The following is a 22,290-nucleotide window of genomic DNA, read 5'->3' as shown; positions in this document are numbered from 1 at the left end:
CGATGAACCACCAGCACCACCCGCACCACCAGTACGACCGGCCCGCGGACTCAGCGGGCCGCCGCGGCCACGGCCATCCGGCTTGCGGCCGCATCTCCCGGACCGGTGTCGGCGCTCTCGCGCCGGCGCCGGTTCCGGCGTGCCAGGAGCCGATCCGTCCACAGCGCGCAGGCGACCCCGCAGACCGCGGCCAGCAGGGCCGCCCCGGCCAGCCCCCGGCTCTTGTCCGGCATCAGCGGACTGGCGGCCGGCGGTACCAGCAGGGTCGCGCTCATCCGCGCCGCGGCCGGGATCCGCTGCTCGTCCTGCATGTCCGTCAGGTGTTTGCGGTAGGCCTCGACGACCTGGAGCACGGACCGGTCCGCCACGGCGGGATCCGTGTGTTCCACCTGGACCTGGAGCGAGGGGATCAGATAGCGGGGGGTGACGCTGGTTCCGCTGTTGCGGGGGATCAGCTTGTACTTCCCGACCACCCCGCCGGCCCGCAACTCGGCTTCCCCGTCGGGGGAGTCGAGCTGCTCGATCGCCGCGAGGGAGACGGCGGCGAGCGGCGGTTGGAGATTGGCGAACTGGTTCGGCTGGTTGCCGGTGACCGGCGGTTTGAGCACGACGATCGCCGCGCTCACGTAGATCCGTGTGGGGTGGAGCACCTGCATGGCCCCGGCGGCCGCGAGCGCCGCCGCCAGGACCAGGACGTACCAGCGGCGGCGCAGCGTGCGGAACAACTCACCAGGCGACACAGGATTCCTTCCGTCGCGATTGATCTTCCCAGGACGCAGGTCGCCCCGCCATCGGTTCCGGCAGCTCGCGGGGGACGCGCGTGAACATCGGTGAGATAGGCGCGGTGCTCCGGCGCCGCTGGTACGTGATGCTGCCCCTGACGATGATGGGACTCCTCGCCGGCTTCCAGCTGTACGAGTCGGTGCCGGTGTCGTACCAGTCCCAGAGCTCGGTGGCGCTGCTCGACTCCACGGCGGTGGCCGAACTGGCCCCCACCTTCGGCAACCCCATCGCGAACGCGGGCGGTTCGCTGGTCGTCACCGCCGACGTGCTGATCAGGACCCTGTCGGGGGCTGATGCGGCGCGGGACCTTCAAGGGCTCGGGGTGACCGACCCGTACACGGTCGGCTTCGCCGCGAACACCTCGGGCCCGATGCTCACTTTAACCGTCACGGGCACGGACCGGGAGAAGGTGCTCAAGGAGACCAGCACGCTCACCGCGTTCGCAGGTGAGCAGCTCAACGCCCTCCAGACGGCGGCCAAGATCAAGCCCGCCTACTTCGTGCAGACGGCGCCCGTCGTACTGCCGCAGACCCCGAAGCCACAGCTCAAGGCCCGGTACCAGCAGGTGTTGGCCGTGGTCATCGCCGGTCTGGTGGCGGGCTTCACCGCCTCCTTCCTGGCGGAGAGCCTGCTGGCGGCCCGCCGCCGCCGACGGGAGGCCGCCGAGGCCGCGGCCGGCGCCGACGCCGGGGCCGGCGGGTTGAAGGCCCGCCTGCGCAGGCGGACGCGGGCCCGGCAACTGGACGCCACGGCCCTGCTCACGGGCTACCTGGGGCTGGCCTTCTTCATCCCCTCGAACCTGACCCTGCCGGGACTGGGCGGGGTCGGCACTCCGGCCAACGTGTTCGCGCTGCTGGCCCTGTTCTGGTACCTGGCGACCTGGCTGACCGGCCGGGTCCGGGCGGCCCCCGGCACCCGGCTGCCCAGGGTCGTGATGTGGCTGCTTGCCGTCTCCGTACTGGCCTCGTACCTTGGCAACGCCGCCCGGGGCTCCACCCACAAGGAGGTGCTCGGGGCGGACCGGGGGCTCATCGGACTGCTCGTCTGGGTCTCGATCGTGGTGCTGGTCTCGGCCGGCATCCAGGACCGGGCCCGCCTGGACGTACTGCTGCGGCGCACCGTGGTGATGGCGGCGGTGGTGGCCGCCATCGGCTACTACGACTTCTTCACCGCCACCAACATCGCGGACAAGATCAGCATCCCCGGACTGCAGTCGAGCGTCGCCCAGATCACCACGCTGGACCGGGGGGCCTTCACCCGGCCCCGCTCGACCACGGCGCAGCCGCTGGAATTCGGCGGGATGCTCGCCCTGCTGCTGCCCTTCGCGGTGCAGCAGGCCTTCGACCCGGTACGCGCTCACCTGAAGGCCTGGCGCCGCTGGGCGCCCGTGGCGCTGATGGGCGGCTCCCTGCCCCTGACGGTGTCGCGCACCTCCATCATCGGGGCGGTCATCGTGGTGATGGTGATGGTGCCGCGCTGGAAACCGCAGCGCCGCTGGACCACCTTCGGCCTGCTGCTGGGGTCCGTGGCCGTCTTCAAGGTCATGGTGCCGGGGCTGATCGGCACGATCACCGGCCTCTTCGCCTCGTTCCTGACCAACTCCGACAGCAGCACCCAGGCCCGCACCGTCAAGTACAGCGCGATCGTGCCCTACTTGCAGGAGCGCCCGCTGTTCGGGCGGGGCCTGGGGACCTTCATTCCCGAGCTCTACTTCTTCACGGACAACCAGTACATGCTGACCCTCGCGGAGATGGGCCTGCTGGGCCTGGTCGCGCTCCTGGCGCTGTTCCTCACCGGAATCCACCAGGGCGGCGCCATCCGCCGGCTCGCCGCCGACGAATCCGACCGGGAGCTCGGCCAGGCGTTCTTCGCGTCCGCCCTCGTCGCCCTGATCAGCGGCGCCACCTTCGACGCCCTCAGCTTCCCGATGTTCGCCGGGATGTTCTTCCTGACGATCGCCGCCGGAGGCAGCTACCTCGGCTTCATCCGGCGCGCCGCGCCGAAGCCCCGAACCGTGGAGTCCCCATGCCCTCCCGTCACCCAGACACACCGGCCCGGTCCCAGGCAGCCGGTCCCGTAGCCGCTCCCGTAGCCGTGCTCGTCGTCACCTGGAACAGTGCCCGGGTGATACCCGAGTTCCTCGCCTCCCTCCCCAAGGGCATGGCCGGGACCGACTGGCGCCTGGTCGTCGCCGACAACGATTCCGCCGACGACACCGTGGCCCTGATCCGCCGCCTCGCCCCGGAGGCCACGGTCGTCCAGACCGGCCGCAACGCCGGGTACGCGGCCGGGGTGAACGCCGCGCTGGCCGCGGCCGCCGGATGGGACGGCGGCTTCCGGGCCGCTCTGGTGTGCAATCCCGACATCCGGATGCGGCAGGGCGCGGCCGGGCTCCTCGTCGACGCGCTCGGAGCACCCCTCGACGGGCGCGAAGGCGGCGGCCGGGCCGGCCGGGTCGGGATCAGCGTCCCGCTGCTGTACGAGGAGGACGGGACGCTCCACCACTCGCTGCGCCGGGAGTCGCGGGTGACGCGCGCCCTGGGGGAGGCGGTCATCGGCAACCGCCGGGCGGGGCGCTTCCCGCTCTGGAGCGAGCTGGTGACCGATCCGTCCGCGTACCGCCGTGCGACGGTCGCGGACTGGGCTACCGGCGCGCTGATGGCCATCTCCCGGGAGTGCCTCGACGCCTGCGGCGCCTGGGACGAATCGTTCTTCCTGTACTCGGAGGAGACCGAGTACTGCCTGCGCGCCGGCGACCGCGGCTTCGCCACCCGGCTCGAACCCGCTGCCTCGGCCGTCCACCTCGGCGGGGACTCCCAGGTCTCGCCGCGCCTGTGGACGCTGCTGACCCTCAACCGCGTACGGCTCTACGGGCGCAGGCACGGCGCGGCGGCCACCGCGGCCTTCCGCGCGGCCGTCCTGCTGCGGGAGACCTCTCGGGCGGCCCTCGGCCGGCCCGCCAGCCTCGCGGCCGCGCGGGCCCTGGCCAGCCCCTCCGCGCTGCGCGCCACGCCGGGACCCTGACCGGGGCCTCAGCCGGAGGGCTTCGGCCCCTCCCAGGCGGTGTAGAAGCTCTCCGGGTTGACCAGGTAGCGGACGGTGGGCCGGGGCACGTGACGGACCTCGTGGCGGCGGCTGTAGCGGCGTACGAGCTCCCAGTCCTCGCGCGGCAGTACCTCGGGGGTGCGCAGCAGCCGGCTGAAGTACAGGGACCGGCTGCGGCGCGCCACGAAGGCGTTGGTGTCGAGGAAGGCCTCGTGGGCGGCGCGGCGCCGGTCGAAGGGCACCGACAGGACGTCCCGCTCGGAACCGTCGGGAAGCACCCTGCGCAGCGCGGTGTACACGGCTCCGGGCCCGCCGGGGGCCTCCAGCACCGCGAGGGCCTGCTCCAGGTGGTCGGGCTCCCACAGGTTGTCGTCGTCCAGGAAGGCCACGTAGCGCGAGCGGGTCAGCCGGATCCCCACATTGCGCACGACCCCGGCCGTGGCCGTGTTGCGGGCCAGCGAGACCGCGAACAGCCGTGGATCCGAAGGCAGCTCGGGGAGTCCGGCGCCGTCGTCCACGACGATGACCACCTGGTCGGCCACGGTCTGCCCCAGGGCGGAGCGGACCGCGGCGCGCAGCGCCTCGGGGCGCCGGTGGGTGGCGATCACCGTGGCGACCAGGGCGGCCGGGGGTTCGCCCAGAAGGGCGGCGAGCCGGGTGGTCTCGGCGTCCTCGAAGCGGCGCAGCCGCACGGCGGAGGGAGCGAGCAGGAGCTTGTTCCTGGCCTCGAAGAGCACCAGCCAGCCGAAGACCCGCTTGAGCAGCTCCCAGGGGGCGCGGGCGATGCGGCGCATCATGTCCTCTTTCGGTCTTCGATCAATCGTGTTCGGTGTTCGGTCTTCGTGATCAAGGGGAGGGCTCGGGCACCACGGGGCGTCCGTCGCTCATGCGGTTTCCGCTCCACACGTTCCCCGCGCCGCCCGAGTTCCAGGCGGCGACCGGACCGTAGACCCCGCCGCCCGGGTGGTACTGGGTGGAGAACACGTTGTCCGTGACCTGGATGCCCGTGGCCCCGGGGCCGCCGCCGTAGAGCGCGTACGCCCCGCCGGCCAGCCAGTTGGAGTCGACGGTCACGGAGGAGACGGAGCCGGTGTCGGCGAAGAGCCCGAGGGCCGCGGAGGCGCCCCGGTCCACCGCGACGGAATTGAGCAGGGTGTTGTGGCGGATGGTCAGCCGGCCCTTGTTGCCGCCGCCGCTGATGACCGCGTCGGTGTGCTGCCACTCGCCGCCCTGGTTGCGGAAGGCGGCGATGTCGTGCACGTAGTTGTCGTGCAGGTTGCCCTGGCCCATGGAGAGGGCGTTGCCGAACACCGAGACGTCGCACCAGCCGACCTCGACCGAGCTGTCGCCCATGTTGGAGATCGCGTAGTCGACGCCGCCGTTGTCGGGTCCCTTGCCGGGAACGGCGGTGATCGTGGTGTGCAGCACCCGCAGGCCCTTGAAGCCGGGACGGAGGTTGATCCCCCACCAGTTGGCCGAGGTGATCTTGCTGTCGATGACGGTGACGTCGTCGGCGTAGATGTCCAGCGAACCGTGGATGTCCCAGCCCTTGATGACCATCCCGTCGGTCTTGACGGACATGTTCCCCGTGTCGTGCCGCTCCAGGGCGATCCGCGGGCCGGTGGTGCGGGCGTCGGGGAATCCGCAGGCCCCCGGCGAGGAACAGGCGGAGCCCGGCGCGGGCGATCCGCTGCCGCTGCCGCTGCTCCCCGGCGAGGGGGTGGCGGACGGCGAGGGCGAGGGCGAGGAGGCGGAGGGGCTCGGGCTGTCCGAGGCGGACGGATCCGCCGAGGGGCTCGGGTCGGGCTCGGGGCTGGGGTGGCCGCCGGGGCATACGAGGGCGGCGTCCGGGCAGGACCCGGTGTCGGTGGTGCCGGTCCGCTCGGCCTGGTAGAGGACGAGCGCGGCGATCAGGACGAGCCCGGCCGCCAGCCAGGCTAAGAGACGTTTGCGGCTACGGGCCATGGCTCTACCCCTCTGCCGGGACGGTCGCGGCCGGAGCGGAGCCGCGCAGGAAGGAGCGGCTGGGCAGCACGCACAGGACGTAGCCCAGGGTGCCCGCGATCCCGGTCGCGAACAGGGCGGGGACCCCGTCGCCGAGGAGCCGCTCCAGGCCGAGGAGCACGGCGGCCATCACCGCGCCGCCGAGGAAGGGCCAGGCGCAGGCCCGCGCGATGGAGCCCAAGCCGATGCCGCCGCGGTGCAGCGCGACGAGGAACACCGGCACCACCACGGCGCCGGCCACCAGGACGTGCCCCTGGGCCACCCCCACGATCCCGCCGGCCCCGGCGCCGATCACCAGGGCCGGGACCAGGACGACCAGCCACAGCCCCTGGACCCCGATGAGGGAGCGGCGCCGGCCGATGGCCACCAGGCAGTCGTAGGCCAGTTCGCAGCCGATGCGTACGAGTCCCAGCCCCATCAGCCAGGGCAGCGCGGCGGCCGCCGGGAGCCAGCGGGCACCGTAGACGAGCTCGACGATCGGCCCGGCGAGCACGGCCAGCAGCACGCACAGCGGCACGGTGCCCGTCATCACCACCCCGAGCGCGCGGCCGAATCCGCCGGCCAGGGCTCCCGGCGTCTCGGCGAGCCGGGAGAAGCCGGCGAAGGAGACGCGGCGGGCCGCCTCGGAGATGATCCGCACGGGCCAGCCGGAGATGTTGAACGCCAGCACGTAGAAGCCCAGGGCCAGTTGGTCCAGGGAGGAGCCCACCACCATGGTGTCCACGTTGACCACGCCGAGGGCGAGCATGCTGGCCCCGGCGAGCGGGAGCCCGAAGCGGAGCAGGGCGCGGGCCTGCTCCCGGTCCCAGCCGAACCTCAAGGTGCCGGGAGCGGCGAGGCAGCAGCCGATCAGGGCGGCCACGTTGCCCGCGACGGAGCCCCAGGCGAAGCTCATCGCGCCCCAGCCCTGGACGGCGAGCAGTAGGGTCACGGCCGTGCTGAGGACGAAGTTGAGGGCGTCGATGGCCATCCGCCGCCCCTGAGCGAACTCCCGGGTGAGGAATCCGGCGGGGACCTGCGAGAGGCCGTCGAGGACCACGCACACGCACATCACCCGCAGTACGCCCGAGGCCTCGGGGGAGCCGAGCACCCGGGCCACCGCCGGGGCCGCCGCGAAGAGCACGGCGTAGAGCAGGCAGCTGGACGCGGCGCTCAGGGTGAGGACGGTCGGGGCGAAGCGGCGCGGGTCGCCCTCCCAGCGGACGAGGGCGAGGGAGACCCCGAGCTCGTTCGCGGAAAGCAGGACCAGCAGGACCGTCTGGGCGATCCCGTAGACGCCCCAGGCCTCGGGTCCGAGGAAGAAGCGGGCGAGGACGATGCCGGTGACGAAGTTGCCGAGGCGCATGACCACGGTGTTGACCAGGCTCCACCGGGCGGCGGAGCCGACCTTGCGGCCCAGGGAGGGCGGCTCGGGCGGGGTCCGGGTGCCGGTCTCCGTGGCGGGCCCGGTCACGGGGATCCGCTGGAGCGGTAGGCGGCCGAGGCCGGCAGGACCTTGAGGGCCATGGTGGCCGTGGGGTCGGCGGAGCCTGCGGCCCCGGCGGTACCGGCAGCCCCGTCGGGGCCGGCGGACGGCTCGGAGCCGCCCGTGTCGGCGCCGCCCGGCGCGGGCCGCCGCCGGCCCGGACTCTCCGCCTTGCGGCGGCGGGCCTCGACGAAGAAGGTGGCCACCAGGCTGAGTACGAAGCCCAGGGCCCCGGCCATGATGAGGTACTGGAGCCGGGTCTTGGTCTGGGCCTCGGGCTTCTGGGGCGGGACGATCGTCGCCATGCGAATCATGGCCTCCGGTTGGACGGACTGCTGGGCCTGGAACTCCTGGAGCCGCTTCTCCGCGTAGGCCGTGAAGACCTGGTCCGACTTGAGCACGGCGGCCTGGTCGGTGCCCGTGACACTCAGCCACATGAATGGCCCCTGGGCGTTGTCGGCGATCTTCGCCTCGTAGACCCCGGTGAGGCCCTGGGCCTTGAGGTCGGCCTTGGAGTCGTCGGAGTTGAGGTTGCGGGCCAGGCCGTCGGCCATGCCGGTGAGCGAGGCCTGGGTGCTCAGGAAGGGGTTGCCGTCGAAGGCCACCGTGGCCTTCTTCGAGTTCAGCAGCGTCACCGTGCTCTGCGACCGGTACTCCACCGGGACCAGCAGGTACACGCCCGCGATGAGCGCGGCCGTGAGCAGCAGTCCGGGCAGCAGCACGTACCAGCGCCGGCGCATGACCCGCCAGATCTCCGCGAGATCCATGGTCTCTTTCCCCCTCGCGGCGGCGTCGTGTCCTGCACGCGCCGCCGCCCTGTCTTTGCGGTGATTACGGTCGTTGCGGTGATCTACGGTTGCGGGACGAGATCGGTGGGCCGAGGGCGGTCCGACGCGGCCGGTCCGTCCAGCAGGACCGAGGCGATGCGCTCGCTCGCGCGGCCGTCCCAGAGCTCGGGACAGCGCGGGGCGGGCGGATCGTCGAGCACCCGGTGGACCGTGGCCGTGATGCGGTCCGGGTCGGTGCCCGCCAGGACGTTGGTGCCCTCCTCGACGGTGATGGGCCGCTCGGTGTTCTCCCGCAGGGTCACGCAGGGGACGCCCAGCGCGGTGGTCTCCTCCTGGATGCCCCCGGAGTCGGTGAGCACCACGCGGGCGGAGTCCTGCAGCGCGATGAAGTCGAGGTACCCGGCGGCCGGCACCAGCCGGATTCCGTCGGGGACGCCGATCTCGGCCAGCCGCTCGGCGGCCCGCGGGTGCACGGGCAGGAGCAGCGGGCAGCGTCCGGCGATCTCGCCGAGGGCCTTCAGGAGGCCGCGCAGGGCGGCGGGATCGTCCACGTTGGCCGGCCGGTGCAGGGTGACCAGGCCGTATCCGCCGCGGGTGAGCCCGTACCGGTCCAGGACGTCGGACTTCCTGGCCCGCTCCAGGTTGGCGAACAGGGTGTCGATCATGACGTTGCCGACCACGTGGATCTGGTCCTCCCGGTACCCCTCCGCCCGCAGGTTCGCGGCGGCGTCGGGGGAGGGGGCCAGCAGGTAGTCGCTGACCCGGTCGGTGGCGACCCGGTTGACCTCCTCGGGCATGCTCCAGTCCCGGCTGCGCAGGCCGGCCTCCACGTGGGCCAGCAGGGGGCCGGCCTTCGCGGTGACCAGGGCGCAGGCGAGCGTGGAGTTGATGTCTCCGACCACCACCACCGCGTCCGGGGCCAGTTCTTCGACCAGCGGCTCGAAGGCCGCCATGACCCGGCCGGTCTGCTGGGCGTGGCTGCCGGAGCCGGCCCCCAGGTACCGGTCGGGGGGACGGATGCCGAGGTCGCGGAAGAAGACGTCGTTCATGGACTCGTCGTAGTGCTGGCCGGTGTGGACCAGGACGACCTCCGCGCCGCGGCGCTCCAGTGCGTCCATCACCGGTTTGATCTTCATGTAGTTGGGCCGGGCACCGGCCACGCAGATGAACCTGGCCATGAGGTCAGAGCACCTCCACGGTGGGCCCGGACAGCCGGTTGCGGCAGTCGAGGATCAACGAGGCGTGCTCGCTGATCATCCGGTAGTCGAAGGAGTCGTGGTCCGTCAGCAGGACGACCACGTCGGCCGCGGCCAGCTCCTTGCGGGTCGGCTCCACCCGCGAGAGGCGGGCGTCGACCTTGATGCTCTCCACCACGTGGGGGTCGGCCGCGCGGACCTTGGCTCCCATGTCGAGGAGCAGCTGGGAGACCCGTACCGCCGGGGACTCGCGGGCGTCACCGGTGTTCTTCTTGTACGCCAGCCCCAGCAGCAGGATCCGGGACCCGTTGACCGAGCGGCGCTTCGCGTTGAGCGCGTCCATGACGCGGCGGGCGACGTACTCGGGCATGTGGCTGTTGATGTCGTTGGCCAGCTCGACGAAGCGGAAGTTCTGGCCCAGTTCCCGCTGTACCCGCCAGGACAGGTACGAGGGGTCGATCGGCAGGCAGTGGCCGCCGACCCCGGGGCCCGGGGTGAACTTCATGAAGCCGAACGGCTTGCTGGCCGCGGCCTCGATGGTCTGCCACACGTCGATGTCGAGGTGACGGGCGAACATGGCTATCTCGTTGACCAGGGCGATGTTCACGTGCCGGAAGGTGTTCTCCAGCAGCTTCGCCAGCTCGGCCTCCTTGGGCGAGCGCACCGGGACCGTCTTGTCGACGAGGCCCGCGTAGAAGCTCTCCACGGCCTTGAGGGAGGCCGCGTCCACGCCGGAGACGACCTTGGGCGTCTGCTGGAAGCCCCACACCGCGTTGCCGGGGTCGATGCGCTCGGGGCTGTAACCGAGGTGGAAGTCGATGCCGGCGGTGAGACCGGAGCCGTCCTCCAGGATCGGGCCGAACATCTCCTCGGTGGTGCCCGGGTAGGTGGTGGATTCCAGTACGACGGTGGCGCCCGGCCGCAGGAAGCGGGCGAGCGTGTGCGCGGACTCCTCGATGTAGCTGAGGTCGGGGGCGCCTTCGCGCAACGGGGTCGGGACGGTGACGACCGCCACGTCGAAACCGCCGCAGTCGCGGGCGAGTTCGCTGGCCTGGTAGGTCCCCGCCTCCAGCGCCCGGACCAGCCGCTCGGAGGAGACGTCCTCCACGTACGACTCGCCGGCGGCGAGGCTCTTGACCCGCCGCGAGTCCACGTCGTAGCCGACCACTTGGTGTCCGACCTCGGCGGCCCTGATGGCCAGCGGGAGGCCGACGTATCCCTGTCCCACGACGACTACGCGCATCAGTGACTCCTGTTCGCGGAAGGGGCAGACGGTGTACGGCGGATGAGTTCCCGGACCGTCATGAGGAGGAAGGCGGCATTGGTGGTGAGGTAGCGCTTTCCGAGGCGGCGCGGTTCCTGGAGGGTGCGGTAGAACCATTCGAGGCCCATCCGCTGCCACACCAGGGGGGCCCGCTTGGTGATGCCGGCCAGGATGTCGAAGGAGCCGCCGACCCCGTGCACCACGTGGGCGCCGGTGCGCTTGCCGTAGCCGGCGGTGAAGATCTCCTTCTTGGGCGAGGTCATGCCGAGGAACAGCAGCTTGGCGCCGCTCTCCGCGACCGCGTCGGCGATCGCGCCCTGGTCGGAGTCCTCGAAGTAGCCGTTGCGGCTGCCGGCCACGCGCAGCGCCGGGAACCGCTCGGCGATCCGGGCGAGCATCAGGTCGAGTACGTCCTGCCGGGCGCCGAGCAGGTAGACGGGGACCTCTTCGGTCTCCGCCGCCGCCAACAACCGCATGAACAGGTCGATTCCCGCGACCCGTTCGGGCAGCCGGACCCCGAGGACGCGGCCGGCCCACACCACGGCCTGGCCGTCGGCCAGGACGAGGTCGCAGCCGGCCACCGCCGAGGCGAGGCGGGGGTCGCGCCGCATGTTGACCAGCTTGGCGGCGTTGACCATGCCGATCTCGATCTGTTCACCGCGCCGCACCGCTTCGAGGCAGCGCCGCACGGTCTCGTCCATGGTCAGGGCGTCGAGCGAGACCCCGAAGAGGGACTGTCTGTGGTTCATCCCCCGAGCCCCCCGAGCCAGGCGTGGAGCAGCCAGCCGAACTCGTAGGGCCTGCACTCGCGGTCCACCGCCAGGGGGCGGAAGAGCCGGTCGAGCGGGGTGAGCCTGGCCTGCGGCACCACCCGGGTGGTGAGCCCGCGGGCGGCCCGGACGGCCTTGGCGGGGTCGCCCCGGTAGACCTTGCGCCAGGTGACCCCGTACTCCTCCAGGATCATGGGCTCGCGCGGGGTGCCTTCGGGCCCGCTGATCTCGGGTACGTCCGTCATCCAGCGCAGTCCGCGGCGGATCGCGGGACCGAAGTCCGTGCCGCCCGCGTCGGCCAGATCGAAGAGGGCGGTCGGGGCCATGGCGTGCTGGTGCACGCTGTAGACCGGGTAGCCCTCCACCACGCCGCCCGTGCGGGCGTCGTAGTGCCACCACCACTGGCCGCCGTCGCCCTGGAGGTCGCAGATCCTGGCGGCGCAGGCGTCGGCGGCCGCCAGGGCCCGCGGGTCCGGGCCGCTCGCGTGCAGCCGGGCCAGCGCCTGGAGCGGATACGTCTGGTCGGCGAAGCAGGCCACGTGGGAGCGGTATCCGGGGACCAGCCCCGGCCCGGTGGCGTGCGGGAACAGCGGACTCGTCCCGACCCGGGCCGCCAGCAGGCGGTCACGGGCGGCCGTCAGCCGGTCCTCCACGTCCACCGCCGCGCGGGCTGCGGTGAGGGCGGAGAGCACCCAGGCCGCTTCCACGGTGTACTGCGGCCGTCCGGGGAGGTCCAGGGCGGTCACCCGGGCGAGGGCGTCCGCCAGCTTGGGGTGCCCGGTCTCGGCGGCTGCCCAGGCGATGAGCGCCGCGTCGCCGAGGTTCGTCACGGCGGGCAGCCGCTCCACGAGCAGCCCCGTGAACTCGGCGGCGGTGTGCCCGCCGAACAGCGGACGCTGCCGCTCCTCGGGCAGGTACCGGGCCCCCAGCGCGGTGATGGCCGCGTACCGGGTACTGGTTCCCCGGCTCTCCACGTGGCGGGCGCCGCCGGAGGTGACGGTCCCCACCCGGGTGAACACGAAGGTCTCCGCGCCCGGCAGGTACATGCGGGGCAGCCCCGCCTCCGCGAGCGCGAGCAGCCGCTCGGCGAGCGAGTGCAGCGAGGGGTCCTCGTGGGCCAGTGCTCCTAATCGTGCCGTGGTCACCGGGTCCCCACCTCGGCTTCCCGTGTGCTGCGCACACCCCGTATGTCCGAGCTGTACGGCTCCAACACACCTACCCCCTCTGCTTCTTCGCTCCTCGGACGGACCTGTCAGCCGTCGTGCGGCGGAAGGGGATTGCGCATGACGGCGCGCGTGCCGGCGGTGTGATCCCCCCGATGGCGCGAGCCGTCCGGGACCGCCCACTGGATCCCCACCCAGCGGTGTCCCGGACCGGGCACGCGCGGACGGCAGCGTCGGACGGGCGCGGTCCGCGCGCCTGCCGTCACTTTGTCCGCGATGTCCGCGTCGTGTACAACCCCCCACTGAAACACGGCCTGTTGCCGGTTCAGATCACGTGTACAGGGACAAGGTATGCCCAAGGATGTTCATTGATTGTGGTTTTGAGGAAATGACGATGACCCAGATTGCCGACGTTCCGTCAGGTTCGCTCGGTCAGGGCTCCGTTGATCTCCTCGTGCAGCACGCCGGTGCGCGGGCACTCCCATACGCCCGGCTCGCCCTCGACCTCCACCAGGCGGACCCCGGCCCTCCCCACCCAGCCGATGCGGCGGGCCGGAACCCCTGCGACCAGTGCGAAATCGGGCACGTCCCGGGACACCACCGCACCCGCCGCGACCAGGGCCCAGCGTCCGACGCGGACCCCCGCCACGCACACGGAACGGGCTCCGAGCGAGGCCCCTTCGGCGACCACGACCCCGGCGGCCTCCCAGTCGCCGCCGCGCTTCTGGCGGCCGTCGGGGTCGACCGCCCGCGGGTAGAAATCGTTGGTCAGGACGACCGCCGGGCCGATGAAGACCCCGTCGCCCAGCTCGGCGGGCTCGTATACGAGCGCGTAGTTCTGCAGCTTCACGTTGTTCCCGATCCGCACGCCGGGTCCGACGTAGGCCCCGCGCCCGACGATGCAGTCGCGGCCGAGCCGTGCGTCCTCCCGTATCTGCGCCAGATCCCAGATCGCGGTCCCGTCCCCGAGTTCGGCCGACTCGTCGACCTGGGAGGAGGGTTGAATACGGACACTCACGGGGCGGTCCCCTTACGGCTCGCGCGGCGTTCGGACGTGGGGAGCATATGCGCCGCCGGGTCTGCCCGCCCCGAAGATCAACCGACTGCTCACGGAACGGACTTGGCGGGTCCGGTGGTCCGCCCGGCTAAACTCCCCCAACACATAAGGCCGTTCTCAGGGCGCGAGGCCAGTGCCACAGCACTCTTGATCGGCTACTAAGTGGAGCCTAAGCTCCTGTGCCCATGGAGATGGGGGAACCGGACCGCGGGCCTCGGGCATGGCGCGACGGGCTGGTCAGGTGTGGTGTAGCCGTGGCTCTGCTGTCCGGGGCGGCGGCGGGGCTGGTTGTCCTGGGCGCAGTGTTCGTCCTACTGCCGGGTGTGGTGGTCGACCACGATCTCGCCGGGGCGAGTGTCGCCGCACAGGATCGGCTGAAGGCGGTGAACGATGTCCGTACGACGCTTCTGCAGGTGGTCGGCGGCCTGGTCGTGCTCTTCGGCGCGTACGCCACCTGGCGGCAACTACGGGTGAGTCAAGACGGTTTGCGCGCCACCCAGGAGGGTTACGTCACCGACCGGTTCAGCCGGGCCGTCGACCAGCTCGGCAGCGACAAGCTGGATGTGCGCATCGGCGGGTTGCATGCGCTGTGGCGAATCGCGGAGCAGTCCTCCCGCGACCGGGAGGCCATCATCTCCATCCAGGCCGCGTATCTGCGTACGCACCTGCCCTGGCCACCCGCCGGGCCGGAATCCCCGGCGGCAGACGTGCCCATCAACGACATCGCACCCCTGGAGACTCGCGCCGCCGACGCCCAGGTGGCGCTGACCGCGCTCGGCGTACTGTGCCAGCACCGGGAGCAGTCCTGGGTCAATCTCAGCATCACCGACTTGCGCCGGGCCGACTGCGACGGACTCTGGTTCCCCGAGGTCAACTTCGACCGCGCTTGCCTGGAGGCCGCGGGCCTCTACCACGCCAATCTGACCCAGGCCTCCCTGGTCTCGGTCAACCTGCGGCACGCCGACCTCACGACTGCGATTCTCCGCCGGGCTCGCTGCGTTCTGGCCGATCTACGGGGCGCGAAGCTGGTCGAAACCGACTTGCGTGACGCCGACTTCACTGAGACCGACCTGCGCGAGGCGAACCTGCGCAAGGCAGTCGCCCACGGCGCGGTCTTCCAACGTGCCGATCTCCGCATGGCCGACTTGCGCGGCACCGACTTGAGCACCGCCAACCTTGTCGAAGCACGCCTGACCGGCGCCGTGGCCAGCGAGCACACCCGCTGGCCCGTCGACTTCGACCGCACGGCCGCCGGAGTCGTCGACACCGATGACCCCGGCCCCGAACCCTCGCCCCTGCTCCAGCCCCCGGGGATGACGCGGCAGGCGCCGCAGCTGCGGTCCACTCCCTGACCAAACGCCGCGGCGCCACGAGCCGTCCACCTTTGGGGGGGTACCCCCCGTACGTCCCGGAGGTTGACCCCCTTTCGTTCCCCATGCATGCGAGGCAAAAATGCTTTGAGCAAGAGAAACGCAATTTGAGGAACAAAGCACATGGGTAGACGCTGGAATGGTATTGGCCGACGGGGAATGCTGGCCACCGCAGTGGCGGCGATGGGGATGGTCCTCATCCCTGTGGCGGCTCACGCGGCACCCGTCGACAGGGCTCAGGAGAAGCAGGGCGAGGTCCGTGCACTGGAGCGCGCGGCCCACCCCCTGCGCTCGACGGAGCCCGGAGGAAACACCGCTGACCTGCGTCCTCTGGCCGCGATGATCGGCGACGCCAAGGTGGTCGGCCTCGGTGAGGCCACACATGGCTCCCATGAGTTCTTCACCATGAAGGACCGGGTGTTCCGCTACCTCGTGGAAAAGAAGGGGTTCACCACTTTCTCCCTCGAAATGAGCTGGCCCGCAGGTCTCCAGATCGACGACTATCTCCAGAGCGGCAACGGCGACGCTCGCGAGATCGCCAAGGAGACGCTGGGTAACTCCCCTTGGGAGCGGGAGGAATTCGTGAGCCTCGTCGAATGGATGCGAGATTACAACCGCGGCCACCCCGGCCGTACCGTCCACTTCATGGGCAATGACATCGGCGCACCCAAGCTGAGCGACGCGTTCTTCGGCAGGGTGACCGGCTACGTGCGGCTCAACCATCCAGCGGCGCTGCCACAGCTCAACGAGTTCTACGCCGGCCTGCGCCCGATCGACGACGTCTTCGCCTACCTGGCCAAGCCGCTGGGGGAACGCCAGCAGCTCGCCGCGAAGGCGCAGCAGGCCCTGGAACTGGTAAGCAGCCACAAGGGCTCGGACGCGGAGGCCTTCACGTGGGCTGAGCAGCACGCCCGTTCCATCGCCCAGACCGCCGAGTTCCTCACGATGGACCTCGCCGACCCCAACTCGGTGGCCGCCTCCCAGCGCTTCCGCGACGAGGTGATGGCCCAGAACGTCACTTGGTGGCAGCGGCAGACCGGCGGCAAGGTGCTGCTGTCGGCACACAACGACCACGTCGGCTACATCGCCAGTGACGCCAAGATGTATCCCAAGACTCAGGGAGCATTCCTGCGCGACGCGATGGCCAGCGACTACCTCCCGATCGGCTTCACCTTCAACGAGGGCTCCTTCCTCTCGAAGGACGCGGCCCTCGGCGGCGAATGGAAGAAGTTCACCGTGGGCGCCGCCGGCCCCGGCAGGAACGAGCACACCCTCGACCAGGTGCGTTACCGAGACTTCTACCTCGACATGCGCCACGCCCCGGCCACCGCGCGTGCATGGCTGGACATCGCCCGGCCCACGCTCAACCTCGGCACGCAGTTCCCCGCCGTACCGCGCGATGTCGCGCTCGCCAAGTCTTTCGACGTCCTTGTCCACCTGCGGAAGGTCCGGGAGGCCGACACTCTGAAGCCGTGACCGAGGTCCCCCGCTCGTGAGCGACCGACGGCTTCGTCGGGACCTCTTAAAGCCACCCCATCGCTTCCTTAAGCGGAACCTAAGGCTCATGCAGCCCGCCCCTATTCGGATGGATGTCCGTTTCGGGGCGGCTAGCGTTCCTCCGTATCCCACCCCCCGGCAATACAGAGGCAGGCACGCGATGGGCAGCACGACCGGTCACCGGCGTACGGCGAGCAAGAAGGCGAAGGCGGTGGGCGGCATCGCGGTGGCGGTGCTGATCGGTGGCGCCGCCTTCGCGTTCACGGGTACGGCGCAGGCCGCCGCAGTTGGGGCGGTCTACGCGAAGTCCAGTTCTTGGAGCGGTGGTTACACCGGTCAGTACGTGATCACCAACGGCAAGGGGCAGGCGCAGCAGGGGTGGACCCTCGAATTCGACCTGCCCGCCGGGACGAAGATCGACTCCCTGTGGAACGGCACCCACACCGTCTCCGCCGACGGGCGCCACGTCACCGTGAAGCCGGCGGAGTGGAACGGGGAGCTGGCGGCGGGGGCTTCCGTCACGGTCGGGTTCGTGGCGAGCGGGACCGGCACCCTGGGCGATCCGACGGCCTGCCGCATCAACGGGGCGAAGTGCTCGGCGGAGCAGGGGACGACGCCCCCGCCGGGAGGCCGCCCCACCGGCACCCCGACGGCCAAGCCGAGCGCGAGCGCGAGCCCGAGTGCGAACCCGAGCGCGCCCGTGACCTCCGCGCCCTCCGGGCAGCCGACCCGCACCGCGTCGCCGTCCGCGACCGCCACGCCGCCGCCGGCGACCGGAGGCCAGGCCGGGGGAGCGCGCTTCGCCCCGTACGTGGACACCTCCCTGTACCCGGCCTACGACCTGGTCGACACCGCGGCGAAGACCGGCGTGAAGGAGTTCCACCTCGCCTTCGTCACCTCCGGCGGCGGCTGCGCCCCGCTGTGGGGCGGAGTCACGGACCTCGCGAGCGACAAGGTCGCCGCCCAGATCGGGGCCCTGCGGGCCAAGGGCGGCGACGTGCGGGTCTCCTTCGGCGGAGCGGCCGGCCGTGAGCTGGCGCTGAACTGCGCGACCTCCAACGAGCTGGCCGCCGCGTACGGCAAGGTCATCGACCAGTACCGGCTGACCAAGGTCGACTTCGACATCGAGGGCGCGGCCCTGCCCGACACCGCGGCCAACACCCGCCGCGCGCAGGCCGTAGCCCAGTTGCAGAAGTCCCGGCCGGGCCTGGACGTGGCCTTCACCCTGCCCGTGATGCCGGAAGGGCTCACGCAGCCGGGCGTGGCCCTGCTGGCCGACGCGAAGAAGGCCGGCGTGCGGATCGACGGGGTCAACATCATGGCGATGGACTACGGCCCCGCCTATGGCGGGAGCATGGGGCAGTACGCGATCCAGGCCGCGACGGCCACGCAGGCGCAGATCAAGGGGGTGCTCGGACTCTCCGACGCGGCCGCCTGGAAGGCGGTGGCCGTCACGCCGATGATCGGCGTCAACGACGTCGCGAGCGAGATCTTCACGGTGTCCGACGCGACCCGGCTCGTGGACTTCGCGAGGACGAAGGGGATCGGCCGGCTGGCGATGTGGTCCGCGGCCCGCGACAAGCAGTGCCCGGCCGGAGCCGTGAACTACGCCGACCCGACGTGCAGCTCGGTCCTCCAGCAGCCGCTGGCCTTCACCAAGGCGTTCGGCGCACTCGGCTAGCGGACCCCCGTCCCTCGATCGCCGTCCCCCGACCGCCGTTCACTCCCCGTGGGGTGGACGGCGGCCGTGCGTTCGCGCACCGCTCGCCCACGTACGGCCTGGTTAAGGTACGGCCATGACTTCCGCTCCCGCCCCGCACACCCCGACCGCCGTGGACATCGAGATCAAGAAGCCGTCCCCGGCCCACAAGGTGGCGGTCCTCGCCTTCGACGGGATGGCCCCGTTCGAGCTGGCCGTGGTGGTCGAGGTCTTCGGTCTCTCCCGGCCCGAGCTGGGCGACATCCCCTGGTACGAGCTCCAGGTCTGCTCGGCCGAGCCCGGCCGGGACCTGCGCGTGGTCGGCGGGTTCACCCTCCGTGCCGAGCACGGCCTCGACGCGCTCGCGGCCGCGGACACCCTGATCATCCCCGGGGTCTCCCGGGCGGGCGGCCCGATAGCGCAGCCGCTGGTCGACGCCCTGCGCACGGCGCACGCCCGGGGCGCACGGCTGGTCTCGATCTGCTCGGGGGCCTTCGCGCTCGCCGCGACCGGCCTCCTGGACGGCCGCCGCGCCACCACCCACTGGCGCTACGCCCGCACCCTCGCCGAACGCCATCCCGGGATCGAGGTCGACCCGGACGTCCTCTACGTGGACAACGGAGACGTGCTGACCAGCGCGGGCAGCGCCGCCGGCATCGACCTCTGCCTCTACCTGGTCCGCGCGGACCACGGCGCGTCCGTGGCCAACACGGTGGCCCGCCGCTTCGTCGTACCGCCCCATCGCGAGGGCGGGCAGGCCCAGTTCATCGAGGCGGCGGTCGGCGAGATCGGCCCCGACGCGGCCGACGACGGCATCAGCCAGAGCATGACCTGGGCCCTGCAGCGGCTGCACACCCCGCTCTCGGTCTCGACGCTGGCCCGCGAGGCCCGTATGTCGGAGCGGTCCTTCCTGCGCCACTTCACCCGCCGCAACGGCGTGAGCCCGATCCGATGGGTCATCTCCCAGCGGGTCTCCGCGAGCCTGCCGCTGCTGGAATCCGGGGAGGGCACGGTCGACGAGGTGGCCGCCGCGGTCGGCTTCGATTCCACGGCGACCTACCGGCACCACTTCACCCGGCAGATGCGGACCACGCCCACGGCCTACCGGAAGGCCTTCGTCAGGGTCGCCGTACGCATGTGACGGGGCCTGCGACGAGCCTGTGACAGGGCCTGCGACGGGCCCTGCGGGGGCTGGCGGGATCTTGACGAACGGAGGCGTTCACGCCACTCGTTCCGTAGGGGCGTGCGACAGAGGATGGGGTCATCGCCGCAAGGGAAACCACCCGGCCGGCGCCCGATCCCGCCCGTTCCGCCCCGTACGAGGAGTCCGAGATGTCCGCCACCCTCACCGCCCAGATCCCCAGCGCCGTCCTCTCCGTCCCCGCCGCCGACCCGGTCCAGGCTGCCGCGCACTACGCCGCCCGGCTCGCCTTCGAGGCCGACGTCTCCGACGTGCGCGCCGACCTGCTCGCCGGGGTCTGCGGCCTGGTCGTGGTCGACTCCCGCAGCGACGCGTCCTGGGACCAGGGCCACATCCCCGGCGCCCTGCACATCCCGACGGCGCGGATCGCCGAGCTGGCGCCGTCGCTGATCGCCCCGGGCACGACCGTGGTCACCTACTGCTGGGGCCCCGGCTGCAACGGCGCCACCCGCGCGGCCCTCGCCTTCGCCCGGCTCGGCTACCAGGTGAAGGAAATGATCGGCGGCTTCGAGTACTGGGTCCGCGAGGGCTTCGCCTTCGAGACCGCCGAGGGCACCGACCAGCGCCGGATCGACGACCTGACCGCCCCGCGCTCGGGCATCTCCTGCGCTTGCTGAACGATGCCGGAGGCGCGGGGCGGCGGGACGGGATCAGTTGGTGGTGATCCAGGTGCCCCTGGACGGGTTCCAGTGGATGGTGGCCTTCTGGAACTGCTGTGCCTTGCCACCCGCCTCGTCGAACTCATCGGTGCGGGGGTAGCCGAGCGCCCCTTCGTGTCCGGCGGCGTGGAACGCGTCGTAGATCGCCCCGTGGACGATGTGCGTGCCGGTCTGAGGAGACCAGAGGAACAGTCCCCGTTCGAAGAACTGGTACCGGCCGCGGGTCCCGTCGGGCGCCTTGGCGGCGTCGGCCTCGTCCATCGTCGGGAAGCCCCAGCTCCGTTCGGCGTCCGTGGCCCAGAACTTCTGGAGGATGTCCCCGTGGACGGCGTATGCGGCGTCGGGGTGCCAGAGGATGATCCCGTTCTGGAACTGCTGGAACCGTCCGCCCAGCGAGGAGTCGCGTTCACCCGTGACGGGTGAGCCCAGCAGACCGCCCGCCCCGCCCAGGCCGTCGTACTTGGCCCCGATCGAGCCGTACGGCATCAGGTCGTCCAGCCGGTTGTACCGGCGGGGCGAGAACCCCCGGAGCCCGTCGCTCCAGACGCGCTCCTCGGCCACGTGCCCGAAGTCGTACTCCTCGCGCACCACCGGCTTCGTCCGGGCCGCGTCCGCCCACCGGACGAACAGCGCCACGTGGTCCGTTCCGCCCGAGTCGCGGAGCAGGGCGTCCCCGGGCTGGAGGTCGCCCGCCGGTATGTCGAAGGTGACGTTCCAGAGGTCCCAGGTGGTCAGGGACGTGTTCAGGTGCCAGGCCATCGACACGAAGCCCGAGCAGTCCGGGCGGTAGCAGCCGAACTGGTTGGCGTGGCACCCGTCCCAGCTGTATGGCACCTGCTCGGCGACCCAGGACCACGCGCGGTCCATCGTCTCACCGCGCCCGATCGTCCCGCCCGGCTCCGAGGCGCTCGCGCCCGAAGCCGTGGCGAAGGTGAGGGCGACGGCCGCGAACGTCAGCGCCACCGCCCCGGTCATGCGCCTGAGGATCAGCGATCCCATGATGTGTCTCCCCCTCGTCAGTTGGTGGTGATCCAGGTGCCCTTGGACGGGTTCCAGTGGATGGTGGCCTTCTGGAACTGCTGTGCCTTGCCGCCCGCTTCGTCGAATTCGTCGGTGCGGGGGTAGCCGAGGGCGCTTTCGTGTCCGGCGGCGTGGAACGCGTCGTAGATCGCCCCGTGGACGATGTGGCTGCCGGTTTGCGGGGACCAGAGGAACAGTCCCCGTTCGAAGAACTGGTAGCGGCCGCGGGTCCCGTCGGGCGCCTTGGCGGCGTCGGCCTCGTCCATCGTCGGGAAGCCCCAGCTCCGTTCGGCGTCGGTGGCCCAGAACTTCTGGAGGATGTCCCCGTGGACGGCGTACGCGGCGTCGGGGTGCCAGAGCACGATCCCGTTCTGGAACAGCTGGAACCGCCCGCCCAGCGAGGAGTTCTCCTCGGCGCGCAGCGGCCGGCCGAGCAGACCGCCCTGCCCGCCCAGGGCCTCGTACTTGGCCCCGATGGTGCCGTACGGCCAGAACGCCTCGTCACGCAAGGTCCGGGCCACGCCCTCCGCCTGGGGGTAGCGCTCCGGATAGCCGGAGCGCTGAACGGCCTGGGCCAGTTCCCCGGAGCTCGCGCCCGGCATGGTGGGCTCCATCTGTAAGGCCACTTCGAAGAACTTGCCCGCCGCGTAGTCGACGTCGAGGACCTGCTCGGGTGAGCCCCAGCCCTGCGAGGGCCGCTGCTGGAAGACGCCGAGCGAATCGCGGTCCCCGCAGTCGAGGTTGTTCATGCGGGACTCGACCCAGCCCGTCTCGAACCCGGCGAGCATCACCTTCTCCGACACGTTCATGCGCTGGCCCACCTCGTAGACCTTGCGGGTCACCGCGATGTCCCGGTTCGCGGGGATGTCGCAGTAGAGCTCGGCCGAGGCGGTGTGGCCCAGCGGACCGGGCGCGTCCCGCGGGCCCTGTGCCCGCGCCGGACCGCCGAGGGTGGTCATGGCCACGGCGGCCAGCAGGACCGTGACGGATAAGCGTGTCCGTCGCACGGCAAAGCCGTTCATACGTCTTCTCCTTGGGGTTCGGTCTTCCGGGGTGCACCGCGGGAGGGGCCTCGGACGCCGCACGGCACGGCAGGGGCCCGATGGGGCCGAAACCTGCGTTGTCTTGCGCGGAGCCGGGTTGGATGATCTTGGCGAGCCAGCCCGCAGCTGTTCCCGGGTCGCCGTTTCGTCGGGGTGAGCCGGGCACATTCAACCCGGCCCCGCGCCCCTCGTCCCGGCCCTGTGACCTCGTCGGACAGCTCTCGGACAATCGCCGGACAAATCCGGCTCCCCTCATGGAGAGGCAC

Annotated in this window: 19 protein-coding genes; 7 read left to right on the top strand and 12 right to left on the bottom strand. The window is 71.4% G+C overall.

The features are described from left to right. Nucleotides 1–50 precede the first annotated feature (50 nt). The gene (locus ACFXDJ_RS04810; protein WP_384651826.1) at nt 51–740 is read right to left on the bottom strand and encodes a hypothetical protein; all 690 of its coding nucleotides are present in this window, start codon (nt 738–740) and stop codon (nt 51–53) included. 80 nt (nt 741–820) lie between these two features. Here ACFXDJ_RS04810 and ACFXDJ_RS04805 point away from each other — a divergent pair, with 80 nt between their 5' ends. Further along, nucleotides 821–2,863, top strand: coding sequence for an O-antigen ligase family protein (locus ACFXDJ_RS04805; protein WP_384651824.1), 2,043 nt, complete (start codon nt 821–823; stop codon nt 2,861–2,863). Then, nucleotides 2,809–3,807, top strand: coding sequence for a glycosyltransferase (locus ACFXDJ_RS04800; RefSeq protein WP_384651822.1), 999 nt, complete (start codon nt 2,809–2,811; stop codon nt 3,805–3,807). Before ACFXDJ_RS04805 ends, ACFXDJ_RS04800 begins: the two co-directional genes overlap by 55 nt. 8 nt (nt 3,808–3,815) lie before the next feature. Here the strand turns inward: ACFXDJ_RS04800 and ACFXDJ_RS04795 are convergent, their stop codons facing one another. The 9 genes from ACFXDJ_RS04795 to ACFXDJ_RS04755 all read right to left on the bottom strand — a co-directional run bounded on the left by ACFXDJ_RS04795 (nt 3,816) and on the right by ACFXDJ_RS04755 (nt 13,496). Continuing rightward, entirely contained in the window at nt 3,816–4,622 is an 807-nt protein-coding gene (locus ACFXDJ_RS04795; protein WP_384847797.1) for a glycosyltransferase family 2 protein, read from the bottom strand. 52 nt (nt 4,623–4,674) lie between these two features. Continuing rightward, complete coding sequence (locus ACFXDJ_RS04790; protein ID WP_384651818.1) at nt 4,675–5,793, bottom strand: hypothetical protein; 1,119 nt, start codon at nt 5,791–5,793, stop codon at nt 4,675–4,677. A gap of 4 nt (nt 5,794–5,797) precedes the next feature. Beyond that, nucleotides 5,798–7,285, bottom strand: a complete 1,488-nt coding sequence (locus ACFXDJ_RS04785) for an oligosaccharide flippase family protein (protein WP_384651816.1) — start codon at nt 7,283–7,285, stop codon at nt 5,798–5,800. After that, nucleotides 7,282–8,064, bottom strand: a complete 783-nt coding sequence (locus ACFXDJ_RS04780; RefSeq protein WP_384847794.1) for a chain length determinant protein — start codon at nt 8,062–8,064, stop codon at nt 7,282–7,284. The genes ACFXDJ_RS04785 and ACFXDJ_RS04780 overlap by 4 nt, the downstream gene beginning before the upstream one ends. 83 nt (nt 8,065–8,147) lie before the next feature. After that, nucleotides 8,148–9,263, bottom strand: coding sequence for a non-hydrolyzing UDP-N-acetylglucosamine 2-epimerase (wecB, locus tag ACFXDJ_RS04775; RefSeq protein WP_384651812.1), 1,116 nt, complete (start codon nt 9,261–9,263; stop codon nt 8,148–8,150). A 4-nt stretch (nt 9,264–9,267) separates the two neighbouring features. Beyond that, a complete protein-coding gene (locus ACFXDJ_RS04770; RefSeq protein WP_384651810.1) occupies nt 9,268–10,524 on the bottom strand; it encodes a nucleotide sugar dehydrogenase in 1,257 nt (418 codons plus the stop codon). Further along, a complete protein-coding gene (locus ACFXDJ_RS04765; RefSeq protein WP_384651808.1) occupies nt 10,524–11,294 on the bottom strand; it encodes a WecB/TagA/CpsF family glycosyltransferase in 771 nt (256 codons plus the stop codon). The genes ACFXDJ_RS04770 and ACFXDJ_RS04765 overlap by 1 nt, the downstream gene beginning before the upstream one ends. Continuing rightward, on the bottom strand, nt 11,291–12,460 hold the full coding sequence (locus ACFXDJ_RS04760; protein ID WP_384651806.1) for a hypothetical protein: 1,170 nt from the start codon (nt 12,458–12,460) through the stop codon (nt 11,291–11,293). The genes ACFXDJ_RS04765 and ACFXDJ_RS04760 overlap by 4 nt, the downstream gene beginning before the upstream one ends. 436 nt (nt 12,461–12,896) lie before the next feature. Beyond that, complete coding sequence (locus ACFXDJ_RS04755; protein WP_384651804.1) at nt 12,897–13,496, bottom strand: DapH/DapD/GlmU-related protein; 600 nt, start codon at nt 13,494–13,496, stop codon at nt 12,897–12,899. A gap of 302 nt (nt 13,497–13,798) precedes the next feature. Between ACFXDJ_RS04755 and ACFXDJ_RS04750 the strand changes: the two genes are divergently transcribed. From ACFXDJ_RS04750 to ACFXDJ_RS04730, 5 genes are all read left to right on the top strand, one after another. Beyond that, nucleotides 13,799–14,887, top strand: coding sequence for a pentapeptide repeat-containing protein (locus tag ACFXDJ_RS04750; RefSeq protein ID WP_384651852.1), 1,089 nt, complete (start codon nt 13,799–13,801; stop codon nt 14,885–14,887). A 177-nt stretch (nt 14,888–15,064) separates the two neighbouring features. Further along, nucleotides 15,065–16,381: an erythromycin esterase family protein gene (locus tag ACFXDJ_RS04745; protein WP_384651802.1), complete on the top strand. Its 1,317-nt coding sequence runs from the start codon at nt 15,065–15,067 to the stop codon at nt 16,379–16,381. A gap of 181 nt (nt 16,382–16,562) precedes the next feature. Beyond that, nucleotides 16,563–18,083 carry a cellulose binding domain-containing protein gene (locus ACFXDJ_RS04740; protein WP_384651800.1) on the top strand — a complete coding sequence of 507 codons (1,521 nt, stop codon included), beginning with the start codon at nt 16,563–16,565 and terminating at the stop codon, nt 18,081–18,083. 115 nt (nt 18,084–18,198) lie between these two features. Further along, nucleotides 18,199–19,242 (top strand): DJ-1/PfpI family protein, encoded by a 1,044-nt coding sequence (locus ACFXDJ_RS04735; RefSeq protein ID WP_384651798.1) that lies wholly within the window; start codon nt 18,199–18,201, stop codon nt 19,240–19,242. A 191-nt stretch (nt 19,243–19,433) separates the two neighbouring features. After that, complete coding sequence (locus ACFXDJ_RS04730; RefSeq protein ID WP_384847791.1) at nt 19,434–19,919, top strand: rhodanese-like domain-containing protein; 486 nt, start codon at nt 19,434–19,436, stop codon at nt 19,917–19,919. A gap of 33 nt (nt 19,920–19,952) precedes the next feature. Here ACFXDJ_RS04730 and ACFXDJ_RS04725 read toward each other — a convergent pair whose 3' ends face one another. Together ACFXDJ_RS04725 and ACFXDJ_RS04720 are read right to left on the bottom strand one after the other, a co-directional pair. Further along, nucleotides 19,953–20,960: a hypothetical protein gene (locus ACFXDJ_RS04725; protein WP_384847789.1), complete on the bottom strand. Its 1,008-nt coding sequence runs from the start codon at nt 20,958–20,960 to the stop codon at nt 19,953–19,955. Nucleotides 20,961–20,977: 17 nt separating this feature from the next. After that, on the bottom strand, nt 20,978–22,003 hold the full coding sequence (locus tag ACFXDJ_RS04720) for an LGFP repeat-containing protein (RefSeq protein WP_384651792.1): 1,026 nt from the start codon (nt 22,001–22,003) through the stop codon (nt 20,978–20,980). Nucleotides 22,004–22,290 lie beyond the last annotated feature (287 nt).

This window comes from Streptomyces sp. NPDC059443 (genome assembly GCF_042750105.1).
Lineage (GTDB): Bacteria > Actinomycetota > Actinomycetes > Streptomycetales > Streptomycetaceae > Streptomyces.
Note: the sequence above shows the minus strand (reverse complement) of the source record. Positions and strands in the feature narration are given on the sequence as shown.

Bases quoted from the DNA above. Each gene is read 5' to 3' on its own strand.
- ACFXDJ_RS04770 (WP_384651810.1), bottom strand. From the start codon at position 10,524: ATGCGCGTAGTCGTCGTGGGACAGGGATACGTCGGCCTCCCGCTGGCC.
- ACFXDJ_RS04800 (WP_384651822.1), top strand. From the start codon at position 2,809: ATGCCCTCCCGTCACCCAGACACACCGGCCCGGTCCCAGGCAGCCGGT.
- ACFXDJ_RS04765 (WP_384651808.1), bottom strand. From the start codon at position 11,294: ATGAACCACAGACAGTCCCTCTTCGGGGTCTCGCTCGACGCCCTGACC.
- ACFXDJ_RS04740 (WP_384651800.1), top strand. From the start codon at position 16,563: ATGGGCAGCACGACCGGTCACCGGCGTACGGCGAGCAAGAAGGCGAAG.
- wecB (WP_384651812.1), bottom strand. From the start codon at position 9,263: ATGGCCAGGTTCATCTGCGTGGCCGGTGCCCGGCCCAACTACATGAAG.
- ACFXDJ_RS04790 (WP_384651818.1), bottom strand. From the start codon at position 5,793: ATGGCCCGTAGCCGCAAACGTCTCTTAGCCTGGCTGGCGGCCGGGCTC.
- ACFXDJ_RS04745 (WP_384651802.1), top strand. From the start codon at position 15,065: ATGCTGGCCACCGCAGTGGCGGCGATGGGGATGGTCCTCATCCCTGTG.
- ACFXDJ_RS04725 (WP_384847789.1), bottom strand. From the start codon at position 20,960: ATGGGATCGCTGATCCTCAGGCGCATGACCGGGGCGGTGGCGCTGACG.
- ACFXDJ_RS04720 (WP_384651792.1), bottom strand. From the start codon at position 22,003: ATGAACGGCTTTGCCGTGCGACGGACACGCTTATCCGTCACGGTCCTG.
- ACFXDJ_RS04780 (WP_384847794.1), bottom strand. From the start codon at position 8,064: ATGGATCTCGCGGAGATCTGGCGGGTCATGCGCCGGCGCTGGTACGTG.
- ACFXDJ_RS04795 (WP_384847797.1), bottom strand. From the start codon at position 4,622: ATGCGCCGCATCGCCCGCGCCCCCTGGGAGCTGCTCAAGCGGGTCTTC.
- ACFXDJ_RS04735 (WP_384651798.1), top strand. From the start codon at position 18,199: ATGACTTCCGCTCCCGCCCCGCACACCCCGACCGCCGTGGACATCGAG.
- ACFXDJ_RS04730 (WP_384847791.1), top strand. From the start codon at position 19,434: ATGTCCGCCACCCTCACCGCCCAGATCCCCAGCGCCGTCCTCTCCGTC.